Source organism: Pseudarthrobacter sp. efr-133-R2A-89 (genome assembly GCF_030209315.1).
Taxonomy (GTDB): Bacteria; Actinomycetota; Actinomycetes; order Actinomycetales; family Micrococcaceae; genus Arthrobacter.
In genome coordinates this window covers 204,979-230,919 of record NZ_JARVSE010000013.1, presented here as the reverse complement: position 1 = coordinate 230,919, position 25,941 = coordinate 204,979, and the positions used below count along the sequence as shown (strand labels likewise).

Annotated in this window: 27 protein-coding genes; 7 read left to right on the top strand and 20 right to left on the bottom strand. The window is 66.1% G+C overall.

The window, feature by feature from the left end; translation table 11 throughout:
• Positions 1-174: 174 nt before the first annotated feature.
• Positions 175-1,257, bottom strand: a complete 1,083-nt coding sequence (locus tag QRM95_RS20305) for a TerC family protein (protein ID WP_285249217.1) — start codon at positions 1,255-1,257, stop codon at positions 175-177.
• 346 nt (positions 1,258-1,603) lie between these two features.
• On the opposite strand from QRM95_RS20305, the gene QRM95_RS20300 reads away from it, so the two are divergent.
• Both QRM95_RS20300 and QRM95_RS20295 read left to right on the top strand, forming a co-directional pair.
• The gene (locus tag QRM95_RS20300) at positions 1,604-2,368 is read left to right on the top strand and encodes a universal stress protein (RefSeq protein WP_285249216.1); all 765 of its coding nucleotides are present in this window, start codon (positions 1,604-1,606) and stop codon (positions 2,366-2,368) included.
• Positions 2,365-2,526 (top strand): hypothetical protein, encoded by a 162-nt coding sequence (locus QRM95_RS20295; RefSeq protein WP_285249215.1) that lies wholly within the window; start codon positions 2,365-2,367, stop codon positions 2,524-2,526. Before QRM95_RS20300 ends, QRM95_RS20295 begins: the two co-directional genes overlap by 4 nt.
• Positions 2,527-2,647: 121 nt before the next feature.
• Here the strand turns inward: QRM95_RS20295 and QRM95_RS20290 are convergent, their stop codons facing one another.
• Complete coding sequence (locus QRM95_RS20290; protein WP_285249214.1) at positions 2,648-3,388, bottom strand: excalibur calcium-binding domain-containing protein; 741 nt, start codon at positions 3,386-3,388, stop codon at positions 2,648-2,650.
• 68 nt (positions 3,389-3,456) lie between these two features.
• A complete protein-coding gene (locus tag QRM95_RS20285) occupies positions 3,457-4,710 on the bottom strand; it encodes a GmrSD restriction endonuclease domain-containing protein (protein ID WP_350223896.1) in 1,254 nt (417 codons plus the stop codon).
• Between the two features lie 365 nt (positions 4,711-5,075).
• On the opposite strand from QRM95_RS20285, the gene QRM95_RS20280 reads away from it, so the two are divergent.
• A complete protein-coding gene (locus QRM95_RS20280) occupies positions 5,076-5,471 on the top strand; it encodes a VOC family protein (RefSeq protein ID WP_285249212.1) in 396 nt (131 codons plus the stop codon).
• Here the strand turns inward: QRM95_RS20280 and QRM95_RS20275 are convergent.
• The 5 genes from QRM95_RS20275 to QRM95_RS20255 are packed head-to-tail and all read right to left on the bottom strand — an operon-like array spanning position 5,468 to position 9,926.
• Entirely contained in the window at positions 5,468-5,971 is a 504-nt protein-coding gene (locus tag QRM95_RS20275) for a GNAT family N-acetyltransferase (RefSeq protein WP_285249211.1), read from the bottom strand. The genes QRM95_RS20280 and QRM95_RS20275 overlap by 4 nt on opposite strands.
• Positions 5,972-6,001: 30 nt before the next feature.
• Positions 6,002-7,027, bottom strand: a complete 1,026-nt coding sequence (locus QRM95_RS20270) for a LacI family DNA-binding transcriptional regulator (RefSeq protein ID WP_285249210.1) — start codon at positions 7,025-7,027, stop codon at positions 6,002-6,004.
• A 35-nt stretch (positions 7,028-7,062) separates the two neighbouring features.
• On the bottom strand, positions 7,063-7,794 hold the full coding sequence (locus QRM95_RS20265) for a cupin domain-containing protein (RefSeq protein WP_285249209.1): 732 nt from the start codon (positions 7,792-7,794) through the stop codon (positions 7,063-7,065).
• Between the two features lie 2 nt (positions 7,795-7,796).
• Entirely contained in the window at positions 7,797-8,762 is a 966-nt protein-coding gene (locus QRM95_RS20260; RefSeq protein ID WP_285249208.1) for a DUF6807 domain-containing protein, read from the bottom strand.
• A 30-nt stretch (positions 8,763-8,792) separates the two neighbouring features.
• Positions 8,793-9,926, bottom strand: a complete 1,134-nt coding sequence (locus QRM95_RS20255; protein ID WP_285249207.1) for a Gfo/Idh/MocA family protein — start codon at positions 9,924-9,926, stop codon at positions 8,793-8,795.
• 299 nt (positions 9,927-10,225) lie between these two features.
• Between QRM95_RS20255 and QRM95_RS20250 the strand changes: the two genes are divergently transcribed.
• Positions 10,226-12,604: a glycoside hydrolase family 3 N-terminal domain-containing protein gene (locus QRM95_RS20250; protein ID WP_285249206.1), complete on the top strand. Its 2,379-nt coding sequence runs from the start codon at positions 10,226-10,228 to the stop codon at positions 12,602-12,604.
• An 18-nt stretch (positions 12,605-12,622) separates the two neighbouring features.
• Here the strand turns inward: QRM95_RS20250 and QRM95_RS20245 are convergent, their stop codons facing one another.
• Positions 12,623-13,318 (bottom strand): helix-turn-helix transcriptional regulator, encoded by a 696-nt coding sequence (locus tag QRM95_RS20245; protein WP_285249205.1) that lies wholly within the window; start codon positions 13,316-13,318, stop codon positions 12,623-12,625.
• Between the two features lie 73 nt (positions 13,319-13,391).
• Here QRM95_RS20245 and QRM95_RS20240 point away from each other — a divergent pair, with 73 nt between their 5' ends.
• Entirely contained in the window at positions 13,392-14,129 is a 738-nt protein-coding gene (locus QRM95_RS20240) for an alpha/beta fold hydrolase (protein ID WP_285249204.1), read from the top strand.
• A gap of 5 nt (positions 14,130-14,134) precedes the next feature.
• Here QRM95_RS20240 and QRM95_RS20235 read toward each other — a convergent pair whose 3' ends face one another.
• The 7 genes from QRM95_RS20235 to QRM95_RS20205 all read right to left on the bottom strand — a co-directional run bounded on the left by QRM95_RS20235 (position 14,135) and on the right by QRM95_RS20205 (position 22,064).
• On the bottom strand, positions 14,135-14,812 hold the full coding sequence (locus QRM95_RS20235; RefSeq protein WP_285249203.1) for a DUF624 domain-containing protein: 678 nt from the start codon (positions 14,810-14,812) through the stop codon (positions 14,135-14,137).
• Positions 14,813-14,860: 48 nt separating this feature from the next.
• Positions 14,861-16,495 carry an ABC transporter substrate-binding protein gene (locus tag QRM95_RS20230; RefSeq protein WP_018762284.1) on the bottom strand — a complete coding sequence of 545 codons (1,635 nt, stop codon included), beginning with the start codon at positions 16,493-16,495 and terminating at the stop codon, positions 14,861-14,863.
• A gap of 6 nt (positions 16,496-16,501) precedes the next feature.
• Positions 16,502-17,371, bottom strand: a complete 870-nt coding sequence (locus tag QRM95_RS20225; RefSeq protein WP_026264722.1) for a carbohydrate ABC transporter permease — start codon at positions 17,369-17,371, stop codon at positions 16,502-16,504.
• A 92-nt stretch (positions 17,372-17,463) separates the two neighbouring features.
• Positions 17,464-18,444, bottom strand: a complete 981-nt coding sequence (locus QRM95_RS20220) for an ABC transporter permease (RefSeq protein WP_285249202.1) — start codon at positions 18,442-18,444, stop codon at positions 17,464-17,466.
• An 8-nt stretch (positions 18,445-18,452) separates the two neighbouring features.
• Positions 18,453-20,531, bottom strand: a complete 2,079-nt coding sequence (locus QRM95_RS20215; RefSeq protein ID WP_285249201.1) for a beta-galactosidase — start codon at positions 20,529-20,531, stop codon at positions 18,453-18,455.
• Between the two features lie 390 nt (positions 20,532-20,921).
• Positions 20,922-21,503, bottom strand: a complete 582-nt coding sequence (locus tag QRM95_RS20210; RefSeq protein ID WP_285249200.1) for an SOUL family heme-binding protein — start codon at positions 21,501-21,503, stop codon at positions 20,922-20,924.
• Between the two features lie 54 nt (positions 21,504-21,557).
• On the bottom strand, positions 21,558-22,064 hold the full coding sequence (locus tag QRM95_RS20205) for a DUF3592 domain-containing protein (protein ID WP_285249199.1): 507 nt from the start codon (positions 22,062-22,064) through the stop codon (positions 21,558-21,560).
• Between the two features lie 133 nt (positions 22,065-22,197).
• Between QRM95_RS20205 and QRM95_RS20200 the strand changes: the two genes are divergently transcribed.
• Together QRM95_RS20200 and QRM95_RS20195 are read left to right on the top strand one after the other, a co-directional pair.
• On the top strand, positions 22,198-22,659 hold the full coding sequence (locus tag QRM95_RS20200; protein WP_285249198.1) for a MarR family winged helix-turn-helix transcriptional regulator: 462 nt from the start codon (positions 22,198-22,200) through the stop codon (positions 22,657-22,659).
• The gene (locus QRM95_RS20195; protein WP_285249197.1) at positions 22,656-23,909 is read left to right on the top strand and encodes an MFS transporter; all 1,254 of its coding nucleotides are present in this window, start codon (positions 22,656-22,658) and stop codon (positions 23,907-23,909) included. The genes QRM95_RS20200 and QRM95_RS20195 overlap by 4 nt, the downstream gene beginning before the upstream one ends.
• 47 nt (positions 23,910-23,956) lie before the next feature.
• Here QRM95_RS20195 and QRM95_RS20190 read toward each other — a convergent pair whose 3' ends face one another.
• From QRM95_RS20190 to QRM95_RS20175, 4 genes are all read right to left on the bottom strand, one after another.
• Positions 23,957-24,307: a cupin domain-containing protein gene (locus QRM95_RS20190; protein ID WP_285249196.1), complete on the bottom strand. Its 351-nt coding sequence runs from the start codon at positions 24,305-24,307 to the stop codon at positions 23,957-23,959.
• 136 nt (positions 24,308-24,443) lie between these two features.
• The gene (locus tag QRM95_RS20185; RefSeq protein ID WP_285249195.1) at positions 24,444-24,830 is read right to left on the bottom strand and encodes a VOC family protein; all 387 of its coding nucleotides are present in this window, start codon (positions 24,828-24,830) and stop codon (positions 24,444-24,446) included.
• A gap of 285 nt (positions 24,831-25,115) precedes the next feature.
• Positions 25,116-25,460: an iron chaperone gene (locus QRM95_RS20180; protein WP_285249194.1), complete on the bottom strand. Its 345-nt coding sequence runs from the start codon at positions 25,458-25,460 to the stop codon at positions 25,116-25,118.
• 7 nt (positions 25,461-25,467) lie between these two features.
• Positions 25,468-25,935: an SRPBCC family protein gene (locus tag QRM95_RS20175; protein WP_285249193.1), complete on the bottom strand. Its 468-nt coding sequence runs from the start codon at positions 25,933-25,935 to the stop codon at positions 25,468-25,470.
• Between the last annotated feature and the right edge of the window lie 6 nt (positions 25,936-25,941).

Genomic DNA, 25,941 nt, shown 5'->3' with positions numbered 1-25,941 from the left:
TCAGCGGCGGCGACTCAGAAAACAATACACGCCCACCAACCCCACCGCAAATCCACCCTCAAGGAAGGCCAACGGCCCCCAAAATCCTTGCAAATACAAGGATTCCAGGGGCCGTCGGCACTCCCCAGCCTCTCTACCGGCCGGAGCTGCCCGCTATGCAGTGGCTCACAGTGGTTATTTTGGTGCCCGGGCGGTGGGGCTCAGGTCGTCGTCGGACTGCTGATCCGTTTCCCGCTGGTCCCCGGAGGCAGCAGCAACGGTGCCGCCTTCCACCGTGTGGCGGTCGTTCTTTTCGCCGTCACCCCGGGTCTTCAGGAGGCTGGCCACCGTGGCAACTGCGATGGTGGCACCGATGAACAGCAGTGAGAACCAGATGGGGATCTCAGGGATCCACAAGAGCGGCTGGCCGCCGTTGATGAAAGCCAGTTCGTTCACGTGCAGTGCGTGGAAGACAAGCTTCACGCCGATGAAGGCGAGGATGACGGCCAGGCCCTGGGCCAGGTACACCAGGCGTTCCAGCAGGCCGCCGATCAGGAAGAACAGCTGGCGCAGGCCCATCAGGGCGAAGGCGTTGGCGGTGAAGACAATGTACGCCTCGTTGGTGAGCCCATAAATGGCCGGGATGGAGTCAACGGCAAAGATCAGGTCCACAAAGCCAATGGCAATGATGGTCAGCATCATGGGGGTATAGAACCGTTTGCCGCCTTGCTTCACCGTGAGCTTGTCGCCGTGGTACTCGTCAGCGACAGGCAGGACGCGGCGCACCAGTTGCATGAACTTGCCGTCAGCAGGGTTGGATTCGTGGCTGCCGAAAGCCTGCTTGTAGGCGAGGAAGAGCAGCAGCGCACCGAAGATGTAGAAAATCCAAGAGAAGTTCTCGATCAGGCCGGCGCCGATGGCGATGAAACCGCCCCGAAGAATCAACGCGATAACGATGCCGATCATCAGCACTTTCTGCTGGTACTTCTTCGGGACAGCGAACCCGCTCATCACAATCAGGAAGACGAACAAGTTGTCGATCGAGAGTGCCTTTTCGGTGAGGTACCCGGCGAAGTACTCGCCGCCGTAGGACCAACCGGACACCATTCCGACGCCAACTCCGAACAGCAGGGCCAGCCCGATATAGAAGGCCGACCAACGCGCCGATTCGCCGATGGAAGGCTCATGGGGTTTGCGCACGTGCGCGAAGAACTCGTAAACGAAGAAGAGGACTGTCACAGCAAGGGTGATGATCCAGATCAGTGGTGTTACCTGCATTTGGGTACTCCAAGGGTTGGCGTTGACTGATACGCCAAGGTCTTCTCCGCCCGGACGGATCCGGAGCCGACGGCCCGGGATGCTTCGCTGCATCCGTATTGACGGGCCAGTCACAGACGGGAGTACTCCCCTTGATAGGTCAATTCTAACGTAAACCGGCGGTAGGCATCCACGGCTGTTTCCCGCACCTGGCCGCCGGCAGTGGGGGTTCGTGCAGGGCCGCCAGCGCAAATAATGCTGTCCGTCGAGGGACATTGGCCCCTGGCTTGCCCCAGACTCGGCGGACGAAAATTGAACCGGGCATTCCACGACGCCGTGGCTGCCGGGACTGGAGGATGGGGGCATTGTGAAAACCAAAGCCATCGTGGTGGGCTACGACGGCTCGGAGCCGGCTGCACTGGCGGTCCGGTGGGCTGCGAGGGAGGCGTCCCGGCGCAAGGTTCCGCTGCATCTGGTGCATTGCACCCTGTGGCCACTGCTGACGAAGAACCTCGGTCCAGTCCCCGGCATCAAGGACAGCGGGCTCCAGCACGCCGCGGAAAAGACAATGCAGGAGGGCGCCGATCACGCGCGGCGGGCCGCCCCGGACGTGGAAGTCCTGACCAGTCTGTTGTCCGGGAGCCCCAACGCCAATCTGCCCAGGATGTCCGCCGGCCAGGAAATGCTGGTCCTCGGCAGCCGCGGACTCGGAGGATTCATGGGCCTGCTCATCGGCTCCGTCAGCCTTGAGATGGCGGCCACCGCATCGTGTCCCGTGGCTGTGATCAAACCCGGAGGAGACCCTGACGGCCCAGTGGTGGTGGCCGTTGATGACTCCGGGTCCCCTGCGGCACTTGAGGAAGCCTGCACCGCGGCCGCCTCGGCGGGAGCACGGCTGGTCATCATCCACGTCCGGACGGTTCCGGCCGGGTACCGGCTTGTCCGGGACCCTGTCGACCCCGAAGCCGCGGCCGAGGCCTTACTGGTCTCGGTTGTCGCCAAGGCGCAGGAGTTGTCACCGGGCCTTACGGTCGAACAGCTGCTCCTGACCGACACCTCAGTACCCCGCGCCATCCTGCACCAGCCCAGGGCGCGCGCCTCACAGTCGTCGGGACCAAAGGCCATGGAGTGATCAAGGGAAGCATCGGTTCGACGGCGCATGCCGTCCTCCACCATGCCAAGGGTCCGGTGCTCGTTTCCCGGCGCCCGCCCGCCGCGAAGGCAGCGCACGAGTCCCAATCCGGGGCGGAGGTTGGTGCCCGGTCGCGCAACTTGGACGCCGGCGCTTAACGGCATCCACGTCGCGGGCTTTCCGGAGGTGGCAGGTGGCCAGTCCCTGACCGAAAATAGGAATGCCGTGGAAACCTCCGCGAGGAAGTTTCCACGGCTCGCCCCAGTCCTGCCCGCGGTTCTATCGCTCGCAGGCAACTCCGTCGCCGTCGCGGTCCAGAGCCGACCTGTACCCTGCCTGCCCCCTGTACAGCGGGGCCGCACCGGCCGCTTTCGCGGCTGTACAGTTCGCGTAGTACGCCGCCGGCGCCGGCGCAGCAGGAACGGCCGCAGGAGCAGGCGCCGGAGCCTGGGCTGCCTGCTGAGCCGCGGCAGCGGCAGCTTGGTCTGCTGCCGCTTTGGCTGCAGCAGCTTGATCAGCTGCCGCCTTGTCCGCTGCCGCTTTGGCAGCAGCTGCTTGATCAGCCGCGGCTTTGTCGGCAGCGGCCTTCGCGGCGGCGTCTGCAGCTGCCTTGTCAGCTGCAGCCTTCTCGGCCGCAGCCTTTTCAGCGGCGATCTTTTCCAGGGATTTCACGCCAAGGTGCACCGTGGAACCCTTTGCTGCCTGGGCTCCGTTGGAAGGGTCCTGGGTCAGCACCTGCCAGTTCTTCGTCGTGCCGAGGGCTTTGCCATCGATGGTGTCTTTCGCGTCAACCTTGAAGCCAAGCTGTTCCAGTTGGTCCGTCGCCTTGTCCAGGGTGAGCCCTACAACTCCCGGGACCGTGACGGATGCTTCCACCGTGGCAGTCGCCGATGCCGCCGAGGCCGGCTCCACCGCCGCCTGCTTGCCGCCGCCGCAGCCGGTCAACATAAGCCCGGTCAGCACGGCCAAGGCCAGCGTCTTCTTCAACCTGCCGGCGGCAGGCCCGATGTTTTCTTTCATGATTCCCCCTAGGAATGCGTGTGATGGTGATGGTGGAAAGAGGGCCCGGCGAATCCCGGGCAAGAGCCCTACTCGCAGGCGATGCCGTCGGAGTCGCGGTCCAGCGCCGGCCGGTATCCGGCCTGGCCCGCGTAGATCGGCGCCGCTCCTGCGGCCCTCGCCGCAGTGCAGTTGGCGTAATAAACAGCAGCAGGAGCTGGAGCGGGCGCAGCAGGAGCAGGAGCGGGGGCAACCGGAGCCGGGGCACCCGGAGCAGGAGCCGGGGCCGGCGCAGCGACAGCAGGTGCCGTCTCGGCAGCGACGGGCGGCGGCGCCTGCTGGTTGGTCGGCGCCAGCTGCCCGGTGCAGTCGCCCAGGATCCGTGCCATCGCGTCGTGCTCGGCCTGGGTCACCCATAACCCGTACGTGGCCTTCACGGAGATTTGCCGGGCCACATACTCGCACCGGAACCCTTTGTTGGGCGGCAGCCAGGTGGCGGCGTCGCCGTCGCCCTTTTGCTGGTTGGTGGGCCCGTCGGTCGCCTGCAGGTTCAGCGGATCATTTGCGAATGCCGTCCGCTGCCCGGCAGTCAGCTGCTGGGCCCCCTTCTGCCAGGCATCGCTCAATGCCACCACATGGTCGATCTGCACGGCGGTGCCCGTCGCCGCGCCGCGCAGGAAACTGATGGTGGTGCCGGTGTACGGATCGGCGAGGGTGCCCGACTGCACCTTGCAGGGCACATTGTTGGTGAACGTGATACCGGTGAGGTCCCGTTTGAGGATGTCATTGCGGGTATCGCAACCGTTCCGGTCCACGTCCGCCCATGTATGGCCGAATTGCGCCCGGTCATAGCCCGTCTTCGGCACGCGGCCCTTGACCGCAAGCGTTGCGAGCAGGTCGATCGCCTTGGTCGCGTAGTCGGGCTGCGTGTTGGGCGCTGCCACGGTGACGCCCGCAGCCACGGCCTTGGGAGCGTCCGGCTCCAGCGACTCGCCGGTTTCCACAGTCGTGGGCGCAGGAATGGGAGTGGACGACGGCGCCGCCACGGCTGGCGCGGCCAGGCTCGCTGTCGCGGCCGTGCCCGTAGCCCTGCTTTCCGCGGAGGCGGCCTCAAGGTCCGCGGAGGTGACGCGGGGCAGCACCACGGCACCACTGATGAGGAGGGCGAGGGACGCAGCGATCGCGACGCCGCCGGCCTTGCGTTTCGCCGGCAACCAGGCCCAGGAGCGCCTTCCGGTGAGCACGACATAAAGACCAGTCAGCGCGACGGAGATGCCCAGGAAAATGAGGGCGCCTCCGAGACCGCCGCTGAGTGCGCCCAACACCATGAAACACGCGGTCATAACTCCGGCGACAAACGTCGAAGCGCGTGGATTCCGCGGCAGCTTCGGCGCCGGCGCGGATTGAGCAGCCCCCAAGAGGGTCTCGTAATCGGACATTCTTCCCCAATGATGAGGACGCCGAGCAAGTCGGCACCCCTTTTTTGCAGGGCCTTCTGCTAAGCCCTGCAAAGCTCGATGCCGCTGAGCCTACGGCCCTGTGACGTGCGGATTTGTCGGCTCCGTGAATACTCGGCCAACATTCAGCCAGTCTTGAGGGAACCTTGAGGAAGCGGCCCGTCCGCTCGTCACAATGCCACCTGCAAGGCGACTGAACCCGCGCCGAACACCCATTCCCCGCTGCCATGGGCAAAGGTAGAGTTGCCCGCATGCAGATGCGCCTTGAAGTGGTCCAGGTCCCGGTGTCCGACGTCGACAAATCAAAGGCGTTCTACACAGAACAGCTGGCCTTTGTGCTGGACCACGACGTGGAGCACATTCCCGGCATGCGCGTTGTCCAGCTGACGCCGCCAGGTTCTGCCGCCTCGGTAGTGATCGGAACCGGCATGACCGCCATGGCGCCGGGCAGTTTGGAAGGCCTGCAGCTGGTGGTTCCGGACCTTCCGGCCGTCCGCGATGAACTAGTGCAACGCGGCGCGGAGATCAGCGAAATCCAGGACCTGGGTGGCGTCCTGTTCGCCTACTTCAGCGACCCCGACGGCAACCGCTGGGTCATGCAGGGACAAACCCCGCCGGCCGTCCGCGACGCCCACAATGCCGGCTAGCTGGCCGGCCGGTCCCGGACCATCCGCAGTTCCGGCACGCTTTCCCACTCCGGAGGCAGGTTGCCGCGGCCGCCGTCGAATGCAAAACCCTGGCGGAGGTAGAAGGACTGTGCCTTGACGTTCTCCTCCAGCACCCACAAATAAGCGGGCGAATCGCCCAGGGCGGCCTCCAGGAGCGCCGTCCCCAGTCCACTCCCCTGTGCCCGGGCCAGGACGAAAATCGAGTACAGCTCCAGCGCGAACGGGCTGTCTTCCTGGCGCGGCGGGCCGGCGTCGGCAAGGCCCACAATCTCACCGCTGGCTTCCTCGGCGACGATCCGCGGGTGGGGAACGTCAAGGTACGGCCGGCGCCGGGCCACGCGTTCCGGGATGGAGCGCCGCCGTTCAGCAAAGAATCCGGGCGAGAGCAGGTGTCCGTAGCTTTCCTCGTGCGCGGCAGTATGCATCAAGACGATGGCCTCGGCATCCTCCGGGGTGGCCCGGCGAAGTACATAATCCATCGCTCCAGCCTAATCAAGGCCGGCACCGGATCAGTGTGTTGGCGGGGCCGCCGTGGATCCGCGGACCACCAGTTCGGTGCCCAGCTCGATCCTTTGCGGCAGTTCCTCGTCGCCGTCCAGGTGCCGGAGCAGGGCACGCATGGCGGTCTCCGCCATCTGCACCACCGGCTGCCGGATGGTCGTGAGGCCCGGCTCAACCCACTCGGCGGCCGGGATGTCGTCGAATCCAATGATGGACAGGTCATCCGGGATGTGCAGCCCGGCAGAGCGCGCCGCACGGTAGGCGCCCAGTGCCTGGTCGTCGTTTCCGGTGAAGATCGCCGTCGGCCTGTCCGGCAGTTGCAGGAGCTTGCGCGTGGCCGCCTCGCCGGCCTCGATGGAAAAGTTGCCCGGCACCATCAGGGCCGGGTCCAGCGCAATGCCGGCCCGGCGCAGCGCGGAAATGTAGCCGTCCTCGCGGGCGCTGCTGCATTGCAGGTCCTCGCGTCCGCCGATCATGGCGATCCGTTTGTGCCCCAGCTTGAGCAGGTGTTCCGTGGCTGAGTAGCCGCCCTCCCAGTTGGCTGCGCCCACCGTCATCAGGTCCGGTCCGGGCTGGCCCACGGGATCGATCAGGACCACCGGGATCCCCAACGATTTCACCCGCTGGATCTGTTTGGCGTCCAGCTGGTACACGGCCATCAGCAGGCCGTCGGATTTACGCTCCGCGAGGTTTGCCAGCCACGGCCGGATCCGGGACCCGTCCAGGCTCAGGCTGCTCACCACGGTTCCGTATCCGGCGTCCTGCGCCACCCGCTCCACGCCTTCGATGATCTCCAGGGCCCATTCCGAGCCCAGGCCGGGAAACACCAGGTCCACCAGGCCGGCCTTCTGCCGGCGTTTGGCCGGGCGGCGCGCATAATCGCGGCGGGCGATGATTTCCTCCACCCGCGCCCGGGTTTCCGCGGCCACGTGGGCATGCCCGTTCAGCACCTTGGACACGGTGGGAACGGATACGCCGGCCTCGCGGGCAATCTCGCTGATCGTCGCGCGCCCGGTGTCCTGTTTGCTCACCATGGAAACCACCTTTCACCCGGGTCACGCGCCCGGGGTTAGTTATCGGAAAGTTCCCACGCCTGAATCCGGCCGCACATGCCGTAAATCCTGCGGTTTTCCCGTTTTCCCATCGTAGTTCGCGCGTTCGCCAGATAGATACTTTCCGCCGTGTCCAAGGAAACCAGTTGCTGCCGCGTGACTTCGGCCTGCCGGGCTGCGCCGGCGGCCAGAAGCCCGGCCCAGGCTCCGGCCCTGGTGGACGCCAGCCGGGCGGCCGCGGCGTGGAAACCTGCCAGCGCCGCCGGCCCGGATTCGAGGACAGCGTCCTTGAGCGCCAGGTAGCCTTCCAGCGCCAGGTCACGACGACGGCGCGCGGCTTCCTCCGCTGCGGCCAGTCCCGCGTCGGCGTCCGTGTGTTTCAGGGCCGCTGCGAGGCGGTAAGCGGCCGGGTCGGTGAGGTGCTCCGGCGGAAAGGTCATCACGGCGTCCCCGTGTTCGGGCAGCCCTGCGTTTTGCATGACCACCAGGATCTTCAGGTCCCCCGAATCGTTGATGGCGCGGTGGACCGTGCCGGGGGTGAACCAGAGAACCGCCCCGGGCACCAGCGCAGTGGTGGTGAACCCTCGTGAATCAAGGGTCTCCAGCCGGCCGGCTCCCGCCAACACCACATACGCCTCGGTGGAGGCGGTGTGCAGGTGCGGCGATCCGCCGGCGGCGCCGTCCGCCCCCGGCCAGTCGTAAATGCTGATCTCGGACAGTCCGGTGGCACCCGGGAACGTTGAGCCCATACTCAGGCCCAGTTGCCGAGGGCGGTTTGCGCGGCCGCCGCCAGCGCCGCGGCACGGCCGTGGTCCACCCCGCCGTCGGCGATTACCACCGCATAGCGGTAGGTCAGCGGTTCGCCTGCCGGGAGCGGGACCTCTTCGCTGAAGAAGGGTGCCGAACCCAGGCAGGCGAACATGGAGGACCGCGCGAACCACTGGTTGGGAGCGCCGGGGTTCGACCCGTCTTCCACGAAGGCAACGGTGGAGGACCGGCAACTGACGTCGTGCTTGCCGGCAAAAGCGATCCATGGCGAGCGGGTGCCCATGAATTCGTCGGTTCCGGCGCCGTCCTGGTTACGGAATTCGCCGCCGGTAAAGGACCGCGGGCCGCGCCAGAAGAGACCGCCGTAGCCTGCGTTGTGGCGGCCTTCCGTGGTGGGGCTGCCGATCCGGATCTCCGCCCCGGAGATGTTGTCCATTCGGGTTTCGAAGAGGATGGCGTAGGCACCCCCGGATTCGTCGCCGTCACCGCTGTCCGCCAGCAACTGGACGCTGAACCGGCGGTCCTCCGCTACGACCGGGTCACCGTCCTGCGAGGTCCAGGTGAGGGATTCCGATGCGGTGATCCCTGCGCCGGAGTGCTCGATCCCGGTGAAGGAGGTGTGGGTCATGGCGCCGTTGTTGTCCAGGTTGGCGTACTCGGTGGCGCGTGTGTAGGTGGCGCCGCCCCAGAAGTTGTGGCTGCCCACGTTCGGGAGCGCCCAGGAAAGGCCCTTGTGCCAGACGTGGTCCCAGGGCCGTGAAATGGTCACGTCGTCTCCGCCCAGGGTGGTGAGCGGATGGAAGAACGGGCGGGGGCTCTCGTATTGGGGGTCCGTGGGCCGGTAGGTGTAGGTGGCGATGGGCTTGCCGTCGGCGGTGAAGGTGAGGGCTGCGCCGTCGTCGGTGACATCCAGCCGGGCAGTGTGGACGGCTGAAGGGGTGGTGGGCATGGCGGGAGGCTCCTTGGGGGGTATGGGGTGTCAGGCGCGGGCGGCGTCGAAAGCTGTTTCGTTGAGGGCGGTGGCATCCAGGACGGCGGTGCCCAGCCCGTCTCCGTCCATCCCGCCGTAGAAGGGGCGGCCGGGGACAATCTCGCCGCGGCGGACGGCCCTGCCGGTAAAGGCGGAGGCGTAGATCGCGGCAGCGAGCTCAAGGGTCTGCCGGGCGGAGTCCGCGCCGGCGGGCAGCGGAAGCCCGGCGTCGAGCGCTTGGTACATGGCCAGGAACTGGGCGGAGTGTCCGCTGCCGCGTTCCAGCGGCCGGCTGTGCCATTCGGTGCGGACCTGGTCTTCGTGGCCTGGCGCGCCGGTAACGGTCCAGTTGTCCGTGGCGTAGCCGTAAAGGTGGCTCAGTTCCACGGTGGCGAACTCGCAGTCGATCCGGATGTCCGAGGTTTCCCTGGGCGAGAGCAGGGAGTTGACGATGGTGGCCACGGCGCCGTTGCGGAACCGGACCAGCGCGGCGGACAGGTCTTCGGTGGACGTGGCACGTGCCTGCCGGCCTGCTATCGCAGTGACTTCCTCCCATGGTCCCAGCAGGTGCAGGAGGAGATCGAATTGGTGGATGCCGTGGCCCATGGTGGGGCCGCCGCCCTCGGCGTTCCACGTGCCGCGCCAGGGCAGGTCCCAGTAGCTGTCCGGCCGGTACCAGAGGGTATCGCAGCGGGCCACCAGCGGGCGGCCGAACCCGGCGCCCCCGATCAGTTCCCGGGCGGCCGCGGCGGCATCCCCAAACCGGTGCTGGAACACGCAGGAGAACTGGGCGCCGCCTTTGGCCTGGGCTTTCTCCAGCCGGTCAAAGTCCGCCAGGCTCAGTGCCGGGGGCTTCTCCGAGAGCACGTGAACCCCGGCCTCGAGGCATTCGATGGCTTGGTCGATGTGCAGCATGGGCGGCGTGCACAGGTGCACGATGTCCGGCTGGGCCCCCGCGAGCAGTTCGGCCACCGTGAGGTAGGTGCCGGGAATGCCGTGCTTCTCCGCAAAGGAGTCCAGCCGGCCCTGGTCCACGTCGCAGGCTGCCACGAGCTCGGCGCGCCCGCCTGTCCGTGCCAGGTTGTCCGCGTGGACCGCGGCGATCCCCCCGGTGCCCACGATGGCCACTTTGTACGTCCGCATGTTCTCTCCGTCGTTGCAGTGAAGTCGTTGCCGTGAAGTAGTTGCCCTGAAGCCGTTGCCGTGATGGTGCCGGACCACCCGGCATTGCACCAGCCAGGGGTGGCCTTGCTTTCCACACGATCCCAAGAAACTTTCTATGGTCTCTTCGAAGTTTCGGATGGTCGCTACAACTGCAGACCAAAGGCGTGGTTTCAACCGTAGGAAGGTTTGCATTCCAGAGTCAAGGGTTTTTCGTCTAGAAACTAAACGTAAGTTTCTGATACTTTCTTAGAAACATCGTCCGATCCTAGGAGACGTCCGTGACCAGCGGTGCCGCCGAAAAGCAAGCCCTCCCCTCACCCGCGGCGGGCACCGAGCCGCCTTCCGCCGTCGGGCACCTGTCCCTTGAGGAGCTGGTGCGGCAGATGACCCTTGAGGAAAAACTGGCCCAGCTGGTGGGCGTGTGGGTGAACGCTTCCACTGAAGCCGACTCTGTTGCTCCGTTGCAGAACGAGATGGCAGGCGACGCCCGTTCCTGGGAGGACGTGATTTCTGCGGGCCTCGGCCAGATCACCCGGATGTACGGCACGGTTCCGCTGGAACCGCTCGAGGGGGCGCGCCGGCTGGCCGCTGCGCAGGAACAGATCATGGCCGCCTCACGGTTCCGGATCCCCGCGCAGGTGCACGAGGAATGCCTGGCCGGGCTGGCCGCCTGGAAAGCGACCGCCTTCCCTGTACCGCTGGCATGGGGCGCCACCTTCAACCCGGTGCTGGTGCGCCGGATGGCCGGCCTGATCGGCGGTCAAATGCGGCAAGTGGGCGTCCACCAGGGCCTGGCGCCGGTACTGGATGTGGTGCGGGACCTCCGCTGGGGCAGGGTGGAAGAAACCATCGGCGAGGACCCCTACTTGGTGGGCACCCTGGCAAGCTCCTACGTCAAAGGGCTGGAAGCGGAAGGGATCGTTGCCACCCTCAAGCACTTCGTAGGCTACTCCGCCTCACGCGCCGGGCGGAACCACGCGCCCGTCTCCATGGGTCCCCGGGAACTCGCGGACGTCATGCTGCCACCGTTCGAACTGGCCATCAAGGACGGCGGCGCCCGTTCAGTAATGCACGCCTACACGGACACCGACGGTGTTCCCGCCGCGGCCAACCGCGCCCTGCTGACGTCCCTGCTCCGGGACGAGTGGGGCTTTGCCGGGACCGTGGTGGCGGACTACTTCGGCATCGCCTTCCTCAACGCCACGCACGGCATCGCCGCCGATCCGGGAGAAGCTGCAGGCCTGGCGTTGGCAGCGGGAGTCGACGTGGAACTGCCCACTGTGAACTGCTATGGCACGCCCCTGCTGGAGCGCGTGCGCTCCGGCGAGCTCCCCGAATCCCTGGTGGACACCGCGCTCCTGCGGGTGCTCCGGCAAAAGCAGGAAGCCGGGCTGCTCTCGCCGGACTTCGACCCCGCGCCCCCGGCCCTGGGTGCAGGCGCCATCGACCTTGACCCGCCGGCCCACCGGGAGCTTGCGCGGGAGATGGCCGCCCAGTCCCTGGTGCTGCTGACCAACAGGACGCACGACGACGGGCCAAGCCTGCCGCTGCCGGCGGCGGCTTTGGCATCGCTGGGCGTCGTGGGGCCGCTGGCGCAGGACCCGTTCGCCATGCTGGGCTGCTACTCCTTTGACGCCCACGTCGGCGCATCGCATCCCGAGGTGCCCATGGGCATCCGGGTTCCGACTGTGGCCGGTGCAGCCGCCGAGCGGTTTGGCCGGATCCGGACCGCCGCCACGGGAACGTGCGAGGCCATCAGCGACACGCAGGTCCTGGAAGCCTGCCGGATTGCCTCAGCGGTGGACACCTGCGTGATCGTGGTGGGTGACAATGCGGGCCTCTTTGGCCGCGGCACCTCCGGCGAAGGCAACGACGCTGCCGACCTGCGGCTCCCCGGTGACCAGCACCGCATGCTGGACCAGGTCCTCACGGCTGCCGAGGCCGCCGGCACCCGCACCATCGTGGTGGTCCTCAGCGGCCGGCCTTACGCGCTGGGCGACTTCGCGGCCAGGGCCGGAGCGATCGTGCAGGGGTTCTTCCCGGGCGAGGAGGGTGCCGAGGCGCTGTGGGACGTCCTGACCGGAGCCGTGACTCCGTCCGGCAAGCTGCCGGTTTCCGTGCCGCGGACCTCCGGCGGACAGCCGGGCACCTACCTGCACAGCCGCCTGGCCGGGCCGTCCGGCGTCAGCGCACTGGACCCCTCACCGCTGTTTGGGTTCGGGCACGGCCTGTCCTACACGACCTTCGACTTTTCCTGCCACACCGCCAGCGGGCCCACGATGACGACGTCGGGCTCCGTCACCGTGGGATGCATGGTGGCCAATACCGGCCCGGTTGACGGGGCGGAAGTGGTGCAGCTGTACCTCGAGGACCCGGTGGGCGAGGTGGTCCGGCCGGTCCGCGAACTGATTGGCTATGCCCGGGTTGACCTTGCGGCCGGCGCCGCGGCCCGGGTGGAGTTCACGGTGCACGCGGACCGGACGTCCTTTACCGGGGTGGACCTGAAGCGGGTGGTGACCCCGGGCTTGGTGAAGCTGCATGTTTCGACCTCCAGCAGCCGGGACCTCCACACCCACGAACTCATCCTGCACGGCGGCCGCCGCGAGGTGGGCTTTGACCGGGAGATGCTGACACCGGTAACGGTAACCCCGCTTTAGCCGTGCCGACCGGACATGTCATCCCCGGCCGTGCACCGGCCTGGCGTTAGCCGGGGGTTCCCCAACCTCCTGGATGCCATGGCCGCTGCAGGCCGTCTTGGTGACGACGGCCCGCTCGATGCGCGAGACGGTGAACCACCGCATTGCGTCGCGCAGCCGGCACCACCCAACCAGGTACCACTGGCCGTTGGTGGCGGCAAACAGCACCGGCTCGACGTCGCGGGTGGTGGCGGTCCCGTCCCCCGCTGTGTAGCGGAGGCGGATCACGCGCTGCTCGGCCATCGCCTCCTCCAGCGCGGATTTGATGGCGCGGGACGAGGCGGGAAGCGCGTTGACCCAGACGCGGTGGGCCAGCCCGTCCGCTTGTGCCCGGGTTTTGGGATCGAGGACATCCATGATCTTTCGGACACCTGCTGCTGCCAGATCGGCGTAGGGGGCATCAGGCGCAGCGGACACCGCTGCCATGAGCGCCACGGCCTGGGCCGGTGACAGGCTGACGGGAGGCAGGGACGCACCTCCAGCCAAACCGTAGCCACCGCCCGGACCCGGCCGGGACCATACCGGCGCGCCGCTGTTCTCCAACGCATCGAGGTCCCGCTTGATGGTGCGAACGGATACCTCAAACTCTGCAGCCAGCCGTTCGGCGGAAATCCCCCGCCTGCCGCTGCGGCGCAACATCTCGGAGAGGGCATGGAGCCGTTCGGCCCGCTTCACCGTTCAGCCCCTGGCAAATTCATGACATAAATAGTGACACACCCTTGTCCGGTACGCCTGCGAGGCTATTGGCATGACAACTGCATCAAGCCGTCCCATCGTTCTCATCGCCGGCCACTGGCTGGGCGCCTGGGCGTGGGACGAAGTGTTGGAACACATGGCAACCGACCACTCCCGCGCAGTCGCGATGACGCTGCCCGGTCTCGACGCGGACGATCCCGGGCGTGCGGCAAAAACCCTCGACGACCAGGCCGCAGCGGTCCTGGACGTGATCGGCCAGCTCGGGGCCTCTGCGCACCAGCCCGCCATCCTCGTCGCCCACAGCGGGGCAAACGCCCCCGTCAGCCTCGTCCTTGACCGACACCCGGAACTTGTCCATCGAGTGGTGTGGGTCGACTCCGGCCCTGTGGCACCGGGAAGCGCCTTCGGCGCGGGCATCCCGGGAGAGTTGGCGGAGCTTCCGCTGCCGCCCTTCGATGTCCTCGGACAGCAGGCGAGCCTCGAGGGCTTGAGCCCGGACGTCCTCGAGCGTTTTCGGGCCAAGGCCGTCCCTGAACCAGGCCCCGTGCTTCGTCAGCCCGTCGAGCTCTCGAACGAAGACCGCCACAAGGTCCGGACCACCCTGGTGTGCTGCTCCATCCCGAGCGCGCAGGTGCTGGAGCTCGCCCACGCCGGGCATGCCATGTTTGCCGAAGTCGCGCACATCGAACACCTCGACGTCATCGACCTCCCAACGGGGCATTGGCCCATGTGGAGCCGTCCCCGCGACCTCGCCAAAGTTATTCAGTCGGCCGCTTCCCGCACAAACTGACGAGGTCAGGCGATAGTGAATTTCTCCTCAACCAGCGCCAGCAGGGGTCGGGAATTCAGGCACACCAGGAACACCACGGTCCCGGCGAGCAGCGGCAGCAGGTACGTGCTGGTCATCAGCAGGAGGGTGGCGGTGACGAACAGGATGCCGGCGTTGCCCGACGTGACCCACTTCCGGGCGCTGAAGCTGTACAGCGATAGCCGGTACACGTCCCGGGTGCGGAACGAGAACCGGGACAAGATCAGCAGCGCGTTCAAGCCCGCGGTGGCCACGAGCAGCGCGAGGACCAGCAACGCCGGCCGGAGCGCCGGTGCTGCGGGTCCGAGCGACGGCAGGCCGGCGAGGTTGACCGCGATGACGGCCAGGACCAGCAGGTACGGCAGCCACACCTGCAGGGCCTGGCCGGCATTCATCCGGTAGCCGCGGATGAAGTCCTGGTACACCTGGCCCTCCTGCCCCGCGAGCATCCGGTTGAACGCATAGATGCACGCCACCAGCGCCGGACCGGCCGGAATGAGCGCCGGCAGGACCAGCCAGGCCCCTGAGAACGGGGCCGCCACCAGTGCTGCCAGCAGCAGTGCGTTGGCCAGCACCAGCAGGGCCGAACCCATCATCACGCCCGCCACGGTGCCGGCCGCCCTGAACAGGGGGCCGGCACCGTACTCCGCTTTCTTCTGAACCACCAACTGCCTTTCGGTTACCGCGGCAGGCACGCTGCCGCCGTCGTCCGTCTACTTCTTGTCCGCGTAGGCCTTGTACGCCTTGTTGGCCAAATCTACATACTTGCCCATGCCCTTGCTGTCCAGCTCCTTGACGTAGGCGTCAAACTCGGAGAGAGGCCGCTGGCCGGTAATGAACTTCAGGGTGTTCTGCTTGACGTGGTCCTTGAGCGGGGTGAGTACCAGCGTGGCCTGTTCGCGGTCCGTGTCGCTGAACGGCACGGGCGGCGCCACCGGCTTGGGCGTCTTGCTCTTCATGGCCTTTTGGAACGCCAGCTCCTCGTCGTTGAAGGTTGACTGCAGCAGGTCCGTGGTGCCGCCGTAGGAGAAATTGCCCCCGGAGAAGCCATAGTCCACGCGGAGGTCCTTGGTGCCTGCCGGGTTCAGGCCCTGGAAGTTGATGTCCTTGGCCAGGACGCGCTTGCTGCCCTCCTTGGTGTAGGTGGTGCCCTGCACGCCCCACTTGGAGAATTCCTGGCCGGCGTCACTGTAGAAGAGCCAGTCGATGTACTGCATCAGCGCCACGAAGCTGTCCTTGTCCTTCACCGAAGAGTTCAGCATGATGCCGTTCTCCAGCCGCGAACCACCTATCAGGTCACCGGCCGGGCCCCCGGGGACGGTGATCTTGCGGACCGCGAAGTTGCCTTTGCCCAGGGACTGCTCCATGGACGTGCGGTAGGTGATGATGTTCTGCGAGTTGGCGCTGATCACGAACGACTTGCCGGACGTGAACTTCTGGATGGCGGAATCGTCGGTCTGGGTGAAGCTTTCCGGGTCCATCAGGCCTTCGGACACCAGGGAGTTGAAGTAGGTGACCAGGTCCTTGAACTGGCTGCTGGCCGAGCCGAAGGCGAATTGCTTCTTGCCGTCGTCGAACGTCAGGCCGTCCACCAGGCCCCAGCCTGCCACCGTGCCGAACGCGGTGCCGGCAATGTTCAGCACGCTGTTGCCGTTGAACCGGTCGGAGAAGGGCACGACGTCGGGGTGGGACTTCTTCAGCTTGCGCAGCACCTCGCGGAACTCGTCCCAGCTCTTGGGCTCGGCAATGCCTTCCTTTTCCAGCACGTCGGTGCGGAACGCGAGCGTGTAGTCCGGCCAGAGTTCCTCGTGCAGGCCGGGCAGGACGTAGTACTTCCCGTCCTCCTGGGTGAGTCCTGCGATTTCAGGTTCCAGCTTCCACTTCTTGATTTTGTCCTGGTAGTGCGGCATGAGGTCCACGTAGTCGCTGACCGGGAGGACCGCGCCGGAGGACACATACGCGCTCTCCTGGCCCGGGTAGGTCTTGGCGATGATCTCGGGCGCGCTGCCGGAGCTGATCAGAAGGCTGCGCTTTTGCTCGTAGTCGCTGCTGGGGACGATGGTGGGCTGCAGCGTGACGTTGTTGTCGCTGGCCATCTTGGTGAAGAGCAGCCAGTCCTTCTTGTACGGGTAGGTGGGCTGGTCGCTGAAGAGGAACGTGAAGCTCAGCGGCGTCGTCGCCTTGAACGTGTCCCCCACCCCGAAGCTGTCCATCGCACCGTTGCGGGCCTTGGAGGTGTCCACCTTGCTGCCGGAATCCGAGTCGCACCCGGCCATCACCAGGCCGAAGGCTGCGAGCGCGGACAGGCCGAGGAAGTCTCGTCTGCGGATCATGGGTTTTCCTTTCATAACGGGTTATTCCTTGACGGAGCCGAGCATGACGCCCGAAAAGAAGTACTTCTGGACGAACGGGTAGACGCACAGGATGGGGATGATGGTGAGCACGATGGTTACCGACTGGATGTTGGCGGCGATCTGGCCCACGTTCTCTGCCGTGCCGCCGGCGGATCCCGCGGTGGTGACGCCGGCAATCATGTTGCGGAGGTAGATGGTCACCGGGAACAGGTCCGGGTTGTCCAGGTAGAGGAACGCCTGGAACCAGGAGTTCCAGTTGGCCACGGCGTAGAAGAGCACCATGGTGGCCACGATGGCCTTACTCAGCGGCAGCACCACCTTGAACAGGACGCCGTACTGGGTGAGGCCGTCGATGGCGGCCGCCTCCTCCAGTTCCCGGGGCATGTTTTCGAAGAACGACTTCATGATCAGCAGGTTGAAGACACTGATGGCGTTGGGCAGGACCACGGCCCACAGGGTGTCCCGCATGCCCAGCGACGTGATGAGCACGTAGTTGGGGATCAGGCCGCCGTTGAAGAACATGGTGAACACGGCGATGCCGATGAACACGCTGCGTCCCTTGAGGTCCTTCTTGGCGATCGCGTACGCGAAGCTGGTGGTCAGGACCATCGAGATCGCGGTGGCCACCACCGTGTACAGGACGGTGTTGCCGTAATTCCGCCAGAACACCGAGTCCGCCAGGATCAGCTGGTAGGTCTGGGTGTTGAACCCCAGCGGGAAAAGGTTGACCTGCCCGGCGTTGATGAACCCTTCGCTGGAGAAGCTCTGCGCCAGGATGTTCAGGAACGGGTACATGGTCAGGAAGACCACCACCAGCAGGAACACCAGGTTGGCCACGCGGAACACCCGCATGCTGCGGGAGACCTTCATGTCCTTGACCAGCACACCGGTGTCCGCCGTGGGCGCCTTGGCCCCTGGCACTGCGGTTTCCTTCACTGTTGTCCCTTTCACGGTGGCCCCTTTCACCACAGGCTCGTTCCGGCAAGCCGTTTGGAGATGGCGTTCGCGGAGAGGATCAGTGTGAGGCCGATGACGGATTCGAACATGCCGATCGCGGCCGCGTAGCTGAAGTTGGAGGATTCCAGGCCCACCCGGTACAGGTAGGTGGAGATGACATCCGAGGTTTGGTAATTGAGCGGGTTGTAGATCAGCAGGATCTTTTCGAAGCCCACTGCCATGAAGGTGCCGATGTTCAGGATCAGCAGCGTGATGATGGTGGGCCGGATGGCCGGGAGGGTCACGTGCCAGGTCTGCTGCCACCGGTTGGCGCCATCGATCCGGGCGGCTTCATACAGCGACTCGTCCACCCTGGTGAGGGCGGCAAGGTAGAGGATGGCGCCCCAGCCCATGGTTTGCCACACCTCGGAGCTGATGTACATGGGCCGGAACCAGGCGGCATCCTGCGTGAAGTTCACCGTGCTGCCGAAGACCGTACCGGCGATCTGGTTCACCGTGCCGGTCATGGAGAAGTTCTGCAGGATCATGCCGGCGATGATCACCACGGACATGAAGTGCGGCAGGTAGGCCACGGTCTGGACGAACTTCTTGAACTTCTGCGAGCGCAGCTCGTTCAGCATCAGCGCGAAGATGATGGGCATGGGGAAGCAGAAGAGAAGCGTCAGCACGCCCAGGATGATGGTGTTCTGGAAAGCCTGCCAGAAGCTGGGATCGTTGATGAACAGGGTGACGTACTTCAGCCCCACCCATTTTTCGCCGAAGATGCTGCCGCCGGGCTGGAACTGCCGGAACGCGATGACATTGCCGGCCATGGGCAGGTAGCGGAAGATGGCGAAGTAGGCCAGCGGCAGCAGCACCAGCGTGTAGAGCCGCCAGTCCCGCTTGATGGCGAGCTTCCAGCCGCCGGGCTTGTTCCGTGGTTTGTCCTTGCTGCCGGGCGGCTGTGTGGTGACCGTTCCGGGAGGTACTTCCAATTGCGTGGCCATGTTGCCTCCTACCGGCCGTTTTCTGCGTGTGTGCGGGCGTGTTCTCCAGCCGCCTCTTCCAGGACCAGGACCCCGTTGGCGGAAAGTTCCACCGCGCCCGTGATGCGGGTGCCGGTGAGCACGTCCGTGCCGCCTGCCCCAACCTCCACCCGGGAGGGTGCGTCGTTGTGGTTGAGGACCAGCAGGTAGCTGCGTCCGTTGCCGGCGCGACGGCGGACCTGCACTCCCAGCGGTGCGTCCAGTTCGGGGCGGATCCCCGCAGCGGTCCGTTCGGCGTCGAGCAGTTCCTCCAGGAAGGTGCCGTCCACCCTCGCCGAGAGGTAGACGGCGGTGCCGCGGCCGTAACCATTGCGGGTGACGGCCGGCGACCCGGCCAGCCTGCCCGAGGCGTAGCTGGCAAGCACCTCCGCCGAGGTGGTGTGCAGGTGTTCGGTCCAGTAATCCGCTGAGGCCGTGCCGCCGTCGGCCGTTGAAAGCTTGACGGCCTCACCCTCCCCGGCGAGCGGGTGCATCTCCTCGCTCCACGCGCCCAGGACGTTGCGGAGGGCGCCCGGGTAGCCGCCGAGCCGGATGGTGTTGTCCTGGTCCACGATGCCGGAGAGGTAGCTGGCCACCAGCCGGCCGCCGCCGGCAACGTAGTCCTCGTAGCGCTGTGCGGCGTCGTCGGTGAGCAGGTAGGTGGCGGGAAGGACCACCAGGCTGTACTGGTGGAGGTCGCTGGTGGTGTCCACGAAGTCCACGGTGATGTTGGCGTCGAAGAAGGGCCGGTAGAGGCGGAGGACTTCCTGCGCGTAGTTCAGGTCCGAGCGGGGCGAGTTGCCCAGTTCCAGGGCCCACCAGCAGTCCCAGTCGAAGACCAGTGCCACCTTGGCGGTGGAGCGGGTGCCGGTGATTCCGGACAGGTTCTTAAGTTCCCGGCCCAGTTCACAGACTTCACGGAACACCCGGGTGTCGGGGCCGGCGTGGTTGACCATGCCTGAGTGGAAGCGTTCCGTCCCTCCCCTGGCCTGGCGCCACTGGAAGAACAGGATGGAATCGGCGCCCTGGGCAATCGCCTGGTAGGAACCCAGACGCATCTTGCCGGGGAGTTTTGAGACGTTGACGGACCATTGGCTGACGGCTGCGGTGGCTTGTTCCATGACCAACCAGGGCTGGCCTTTCCGCAGTGAGCGCATGAGGTCGAAGTTGAGGGCAGCGGCAACGTGGGCGTCAGCTTCGCGAGGGTCCGGGTAGATGTCCAGTGCGGCGGCGTCTTCCTCGGCGGCCCAGGCCCAGTAATCGTTGTTCTTGTAGAAGCGCATGAAGTTGGTGACAACGGGCAGTTCCGGCGTGTGCCTGCGCAGGATGTCCCGTTCGGCCTTGTAATGCGCCAGCATGCTGTCCGAGGTGAACCGGTGGTAGTCGAGCCGGCGGGACGGGTTGGACCAGGTGCGGGGCTGGGCAGGTGCATTGACCTGGGCCCAGTCGGAGTAGACCTGGCCCCACACGTCGGTGCTCCAGGCCCGGTTCAATTCCTCCAGGCTGCCGTACTTGGCCTGGAGCCATTCCCGGAAGGCGCGGTCGGCGTGCGGGCCGTAGGAGACGGGGCCGTACTCGTTGTTGACGTGCCACATGCACAGGGCGGGGTGGGCGGCGTACCGCTCCCCCATCTTTTCCGCCATCGCCAGGGACTTTGCCCGGTAGGCGGGGTGGGAAACGTCGAAGTGCTGGCGGGAGCCAAAGCCGAAGGTGCTGCCATCAGCCAGGACCGGAAGGATGTCCGGGTGCCGGGCGACCAGCCAGGCCGGCGGGACGGCGTCCGGAGTGGCCAGGTCCACGCCGATCCCGTTCGCGTGCAGCAGGTCCATGATCTCGTCCAGCCAGCCGAAATCGTAGACGCCATCCGCCGTTTCAAGCCGGCTCCAGGAGAAAACGGCCAGGGTGACCAGGTTGACCCCGGCTTCCTTCATGAGGCGGACATCCTCGTCCCACACCTCGCGCGGCCACTGTTCCGGGTTGTAATCCCCGCCGTAGGCGATGCCGCCAAGCCGGTCATGCAGGCGCTTGAGCCGGTGTTCGGGGGTATGGGTGCGTTGCTCGCTGGTCATCATTGTCCTTTGGTTGGCATGTTGGCCGCGGGCTCCCCACCAGTGCGACCTGCATCACACAAAGAAACTATCGTAAACTTTCAGCAATAACAACAGGTACGTCACAGTCGGAGCGCACTTATTTCTCCACACTGACCGTAGATGCGAACGCTAACAACGTGCGCACGAGGGGACCACGGCCGGAAAGTATCGATACAGGCGCAGGCCGCGTTACGTGTTTTTCACGGCGGGAAAGAAACTATCGGAACTGACTGCGGTATCGGCGTGGCAGGTTTCGCAGCGCCAATGCCAGTATCAACAGCCAACCTGGGACCGCACGATCCAGGTAGACCACCCCCGGTGGGCGCGGACGCCCTCCTCCGTTAGCGGCAGGCAGTGGTCCCGCGCCCGCTATCCTGGCTCTTTGATGTCCTGCAGCACTTCATTGCGTCGCAGGAACCAGGGCTTGAAGGGCGGGTCGAAGCGAGCGTATCGCGGAGCGCCGACCGGCGTCAGCCCGGCAACTTTCAGTGCCGCTTGGAGCCCCGCGGTATGCCGCTCGAAGGAAGAAGCGGAGCCGCCGCCCGTGAAGCTGAGGGCAGCGGAAAGGGAGGCCGGAACGGCGCGCACCGTCACCCTGGGGTCGGCGGGAGTCGGGGCTGTGTCGGCCGTGACGCCGGCCGGGAGCACGAATCCCACCACGAACTCCGCCGACCCACGGGCTCCCGGCAACGGCCCCTGCTGCAGCACGGGAGCCGTCATGGCCAGCTTTTGCGGGGAACCAGGCTCCTGGATGACGGGCGCGGTCATGGCCAGCTTGCGGCGGGCGGAGTTGTTGCCGCTGATGTAATTGAACAGGTAACGGAACGCCGCGTTTCCGGCGCGGTCGAAGTCCGCACTGACCTTGACCTCAGCCACGGCGTAAGCCGGATACCACCGGAGCTCGAAGTGTGGATACCGGCGGATCAGTTCATAGGGCTGCTGTTCAGTCATGGTGCGTCAGAGCCTACGCCCGTGGCGCGTAGGCGGCCAGACCCGCACCCCGGCTTACTCCACGCGCTGCGTGCCGCGCCTCCGGAAGAAGCCGCGCAGGCCCCCAATTCTCCTCAGGACGACGGCCAGGACGCCAATCCCGCCGAAGATCACGGTCAGGACCACGCCGGCACCACGGAACCACTCGCCGTCACTTTCATAGCCCGGAACGATCGCCCGGCCGGGATCATCTTCGGCATAGATCACGGGAACATCAGTTCCCACCACGGGGTGCTGGTCGTGGTCCACGGCCGCGAACGTCCTGTGGGCTGACCCGTCCGGCGTCGTGAAGTCCACCCGGATCCTGCGCTCGGAGGCCTTGGTGACATCGTCAAAATGGACGATCGTCCCGGTCGCCCGCGCTCCGGTGCGCGCGAGTTCTTCGTCCGCGTTGATCATGAAGCTGCCCACACCGATCAGGATGGGCCCCAGGCAAAGGACCAGGACGGTTACCGCCAGGTTCAGCCTTATCTTCCACGGCCGCGCGGGATCGCGGTTCTTGTCGGTTCTGCGCCCAGTCACGGCTCCCATTCTGCCCGAGCCTGTCAGCAATGCCACGAGCTGGACCGTTGCCATGGGCAACCATGCGCGGCATAATAGTTAGCAGAACTAATTAGCACTGCTAATAATCCCAGCAGGAGGCGCACCCGCTTTTATGTCATCCGCCCGCACCAAGCCCCAGTCAGCCGCAGACCCCACCGCCCCGGACACCCTCGCCATCGACCTGCGCACCGCCGTGATGCGCACGTCCCGCCGGCTCCGCGTCGAAGCCACCGGCGACATCATCACCCCCGGCCAGTACACCGTCCTGGCCCTGCTCAACGGCAGCGGTCCCAGCACGCTGCGAGCACTGGCCGAGAGCGAACACGTCCAGGCCCCGTCCATGACCAGGATCGTCAACGCCCTCGCCGACCAAGGCTTCGTCACCAGGTCCGCCCATCCCGACGACGGCCGCCAGGTCCGCGTGGACATCACCGACGCGGGAAGAACGGTCCTCGAGGAAGCACGCCGGCAGCGGACAGCCTGGCTGGCCCGGCGCGTGGCAGGGCTCAGCGAGGACGACCGGCTCACACTGAGCCGGGCGGCCCGCATCATGCAGGAAATGAGCGCCAAATGAGCGCCATGTTCCGGGCCCTCGAAAACCCCAACTACCGCATCTGGGCCGGCGGCGCGATCGTGTCCAACATCGGCACCTGGATGCAGCGGGTGGCGCAGGACTGGCTGGTCCTGACCGTCCTGACCGACCACTCCGGGGCCGCGGTGGGCCTCACCACCGGGCTGCAGTTCCTGCCCATGCTGCTGTTTGGCCCGTACGGCGGAGTGCTGGCGGACCGGTATCGAAAACGCATCATCCTGATGTGGACGCAGCTGGCCATGGGCCTCACCGGATTGGCTATCGGCCTGCTGGTGGTCACCGGCACCGCCCAGTTGTGGCACGCCTACGTGGCCGCGTTCTGCCTGGGAGTTGCCAGCGCCGTGGATGCCCCCGCCCGCCAGGCATTCGTGTCCGAACTGGTTGGCCAGGACAACATCTCCAATGCGGTGGCCTTGAACTCGGCGTCCTTCAATACCGCCCGGCTCACCGGCCCCGCAATCGCCGGCGTCCTCATCGCGTGGGTGGGCACCGGCCCGGTGTTCCTGATCAACGCTGCCAGCTTCGCCGCCGTCCTGGTCTCGCTGTTCCGGATCCGCATCACCCAGGCCGCCCCGGTGGCAGGCACACGCAACAAGCACCAGGTGGTGGAGGGTATCCGGTATGTGCGCCGCCGCCCGGATCTGATGTTGATCATGGTCCTGGTGGGCATCCTGGGCGCGTTCGGGATGAACTTCCCGGTCATCAACTCGCTGATGGCCACCACCGAGTTCAGCATGGGACCCAGCGAATTCGGGCTCCTCGGCTCGATCATGGCGGTGGGTACCCTGGCCGGCGCCCTCCTCGCCGCGCGCCGGTCCGGGCCCCGGCTGCGCTTCCTGCTGGGCGGCGCCTTGGGATTGGGCTTCTTTACGATCCTCGGCAGCCTGGCGCCATCCTTCTGGACCTACGCAGCCGTCCTGGTTCCGGTGGGCCTGGCGTCCATCACTTTCCTGAACAGCTGCAACACCAGCATCCAGCTCTCCGTGGAAGCCCCGTTCCGCGGCCGCGTCCTGGCCTTGTACCTGGCCGTGCTGCAAGGCGGGACCGCGCTGGGTTCGCCCCTGGTGGGCTGGATCGGCAGCCAGTTCGGAGCCCGCTGGTCCGTCGCTTCCGGCGGCATCGTGGTGCTCCTTGCCGGAATCGCAGCCGTGGTGGCGGTGAGCAGGCGGAACCGGATTACTTTCCGCGGTGCGCTCCGCATGGCGCTGGGCAGGCGGGAGCCGGCCGTCTGAGTGAGGCTCTGGCAGGTACGGCCGACGACGGCACCCGCGGCAAAGCTTTACGGCATGGGCCCGCCGACGATATCCACCGAAATTTCGACCGCCGGCACCGCTCCCCGGTTCTCCAGCCAGTGCATGGTATTCCGGTCCTCCGGCCAGCCAACGCCCGGCCCATACTCCGTGGCAACCCCGTCCCGGTGGTCGGTGATGATCCCCGAAAGGACATAGACGGTGCCAGGGCGGCCCGCATGGTCATGGAGGGGGCCGAACACTCCACCGGGCTCGATGGTCACCATCCGCATCCGCAACTGGCGCCCTTCCATCCCGTCGATCTCGCCGGCAAGGTCGACCGCAGCCAGCAACTCCACCGAGACGCCAGTGGTCTTCGGTGCCACCTCCTCGACGCTCATCGCGCCCCTTCCCACAACCTCAATCTGCGGCGGCGCCGGCCCTGCCGCTGCCGGGGCACCCGGGTGAAGGTGCTTCCGGCGGCAAGTGCCGGCGTCGTCCTTTTTGTGCCGGGCCCGCAACCGCAGGCCCCGGCGTTCAACGGGGCAGCGATGAAATGTTAAGGATGTTGCCCTCACTGTCCAGGAACCAGGCGGCGTCGCCCATTCCCTCCATCGAAGCGATGCCGTTCTCTGTCTTCAGTCCGGGCATGTCGTACTCCTCGAAAACGACGCCCCGGCCGCGCAGCTCCTCGACGTCGCGCCGTACGTCATCGGTTCCCCACCCTATCTGCGTGTTCTTGGCCGAGCCGGCGTTGTCCGTTTGGTAAATCAGGAACGCAGTACCCTTCCCGCACCGGTACACAAGCCCGCCGTCACTCATGGTCCGCTCGGGCTCCAATCCCAACTTGTCCCGGTAGAACTCCCGTGCCCGGTCAATGTCCTTTGCCGGCAATATAGCCATGACTTCCAGATCTTTGAGCATGACAACAACTCTCCTTGCCACATTTCCTGATGGCGATGCTCTCCCCCGAATCGGTCCGGCCGTCCCCCGCCGGGCCTCGTGGCCGTCCTTCCCGCCGAATGCCGGGGCGGCCGCCTGGAGCTCCCTGATCCGCGGTGGCGAAAGCCATGGGCACGGGGTTCCCGAAGTCTACGAGGCCATTATGGAACTGTTCGTCCCCGCATGGAATAGGGGTTTTTATGGCGGGTAGGGCAGCGACAGTGCGGCTATTCCCGGGCCGCCGAGATGGCCTTGCCGGCCACGGCCTTAGCGCCGGATTTCCGCCAGCCGCAGCCTGACGATGTCCGCTACGACGTCGTCCGGCACCGGCCTGGCTGCGCTGAAGCGGATGGTTCCCTTGGACAGCGAGTAGCCCTTGAGGCGTCCGTCCACCGCCTCCACCACGGCCGAGGAGAACGGAAAGATCGAAAGGTGCTTGGCTGCGGCCACGGCGGCCAGCAGCGGCTTGCCGTCGACCTTGAGGGCCGGCATCCCGTAGCTCATGCCCTCGGTGGCGTCCGGGGCCACCGACCGGGCAATCTCCACCACATGCTGGAGGCAGCCGCGGTCCGGTTCATCCGTGGCGGCCAGGGCATCATCCACGACGCCCATGGAGGGATCAGCCCTTCCGGGCGGCGACCGTGGCTGCGAGCGCCGCGAGGCCGCGCTCAAAGTCGCCGCCCACCAGCTTGTCCATGTTCATGAACAGGGCAAAGACCCTACCGAGCCCCTTGTTCTCCCCGGTCATCAGCCACGTCACCTCGGTGCCCCCAGGAGCCGGGCTGAACGTGAACGTCGTGGGGTTCAGGGCCTTGAACGGCTTGGTGAATTGCAGCCTGATCCCGATGCGGCTCGAAGGTACCGACTCCACGATCTCCATGGTTCCGCTGCCCGCCTTGCGGTTCCCGTTCCACTCATAGCCTGCGCCGGCCCCTGATTCGCTGCCGAAGTAGCGGCGGCTCATGCCCGGATCGACCGCCTCCCAGGGGGACCAGGCGGTCCATTCGTGGAAGTTGTCCACCAGTGGAAAGATCTCCTCGGCGGGGGCAGGGATGACCGCGCTGCGGCGGACTTCGAAAGTAGACATGGGCCA

Bases quoted from the DNA above. Each gene is read 5' to 3' on its own strand.
- QRM95_RS20305 (WP_285249217.1), bottom strand. From the start codon at position 1,257: ATGCAGGTAACACCACTGATCTGGATCATCACCCTTGCTGTGACAGTC.
- QRM95_RS20290 (WP_285249214.1), bottom strand. From the start codon at position 3,388: ATGAAAGAAAACATCGGGCCTGCCGCCGGCAGGTTGAAGAAGACGCTG.
- QRM95_RS20285 (WP_350223896.1), bottom strand. From the start codon at position 4,710: ATGACCGCGTGTTTCATGGTGTTGGGCGCACTCAGCGGCGGTCTCGGA.
- QRM95_RS20280 (WP_285249212.1), top strand. From the start codon at position 5,076: ATGCAGATGCGCCTTGAAGTGGTCCAGGTCCCGGTGTCCGACGTCGAC.
- QRM95_RS20275 (WP_285249211.1), bottom strand. From the start codon at position 5,971: ATGGATTATGTACTTCGCCGGGCCACCCCGGAGGATGCCGAGGCCATC.
- QRM95_RS20270 (WP_285249210.1), bottom strand. From the start codon at position 7,027: ATGGTGAGCAAACAGGACACCGGGCGCGCGACGATCAGCGAGATTGCC.
- QRM95_RS20265 (WP_285249209.1), bottom strand. From the start codon at position 7,794: ATGGGCTCAACGTTCCCGGGTGCCACCGGACTGTCCGAGATCAGCATT.
- QRM95_RS20260 (WP_285249208.1), bottom strand. From the start codon at position 8,762: ATGCCCACCACCCCTTCAGCCGTCCACACTGCCCGGCTGGATGTCACC.
- QRM95_RS20255 (WP_285249207.1), bottom strand. From the start codon at position 9,926: ATGCGGACGTACAAAGTGGCCATCGTGGGCACCGGGGGGATCGCCGCG.
- QRM95_RS20240 (WP_285249204.1), top strand. From the start codon at position 13,392: ATGACAACTGCATCAAGCCGTCCCATCGTTCTCATCGCCGGCCACTGG.
- QRM95_RS20230 (WP_018762284.1), bottom strand. From the start codon at position 16,495: ATGAAAGGAAAACCCATGATCCGCAGACGAGACTTCCTCGGCCTGTCC.
- QRM95_RS20225 (WP_026264722.1), bottom strand. From the start codon at position 17,371: ATGAAGGTCTCCCGCAGCATGCGGGTGTTCCGCGTGGCCAACCTGGTG.
- QRM95_RS20220 (WP_285249202.1), bottom strand. From the start codon at position 18,444: ATGGCCACGCAATTGGAAGTACCTCCCGGAACGGTCACCACACAGCCG.
- QRM95_RS20215 (WP_285249201.1), bottom strand. From the start codon at position 20,531: ATGACCAGCGAGCAACGCACCCATACCCCCGAACACCGGCTCAAGCGC.
- QRM95_RS20210 (WP_285249200.1), bottom strand. From the start codon at position 21,503: ATGACTGAACAGCAGCCCTATGAACTGATCCGCCGGTATCCACACTTC.
- QRM95_RS20200 (WP_285249198.1), top strand. From the start codon at position 22,198: ATGTCATCCGCCCGCACCAAGCCCCAGTCAGCCGCAGACCCCACCGCC.
- QRM95_RS20195 (WP_285249197.1), top strand. From the start codon at position 22,656: ATGAGCGCCATGTTCCGGGCCCTCGAAAACCCCAACTACCGCATCTGG.
- QRM95_RS20190 (WP_285249196.1), bottom strand. From the start codon at position 24,307: ATGAGCGTCGAGGAGGTGGCACCGAAGACCACTGGCGTCTCGGTGGAG.
- QRM95_RS20185 (WP_285249195.1), bottom strand. From the start codon at position 24,830: ATGCTCAAAGATCTGGAAGTCATGGCTATATTGCCGGCAAAGGACATT.
- QRM95_RS20180 (WP_285249194.1), bottom strand. From the start codon at position 25,460: ATGGGCGTCGTGGATGATGCCCTGGCCGCCACGGATGAACCGGACCGC.
- QRM95_RS20175 (WP_285249193.1), bottom strand. From the start codon at position 25,935: ATGTCTACTTTCGAAGTCCGCCGCAGCGCGGTCATCCCTGCCCCCGCC.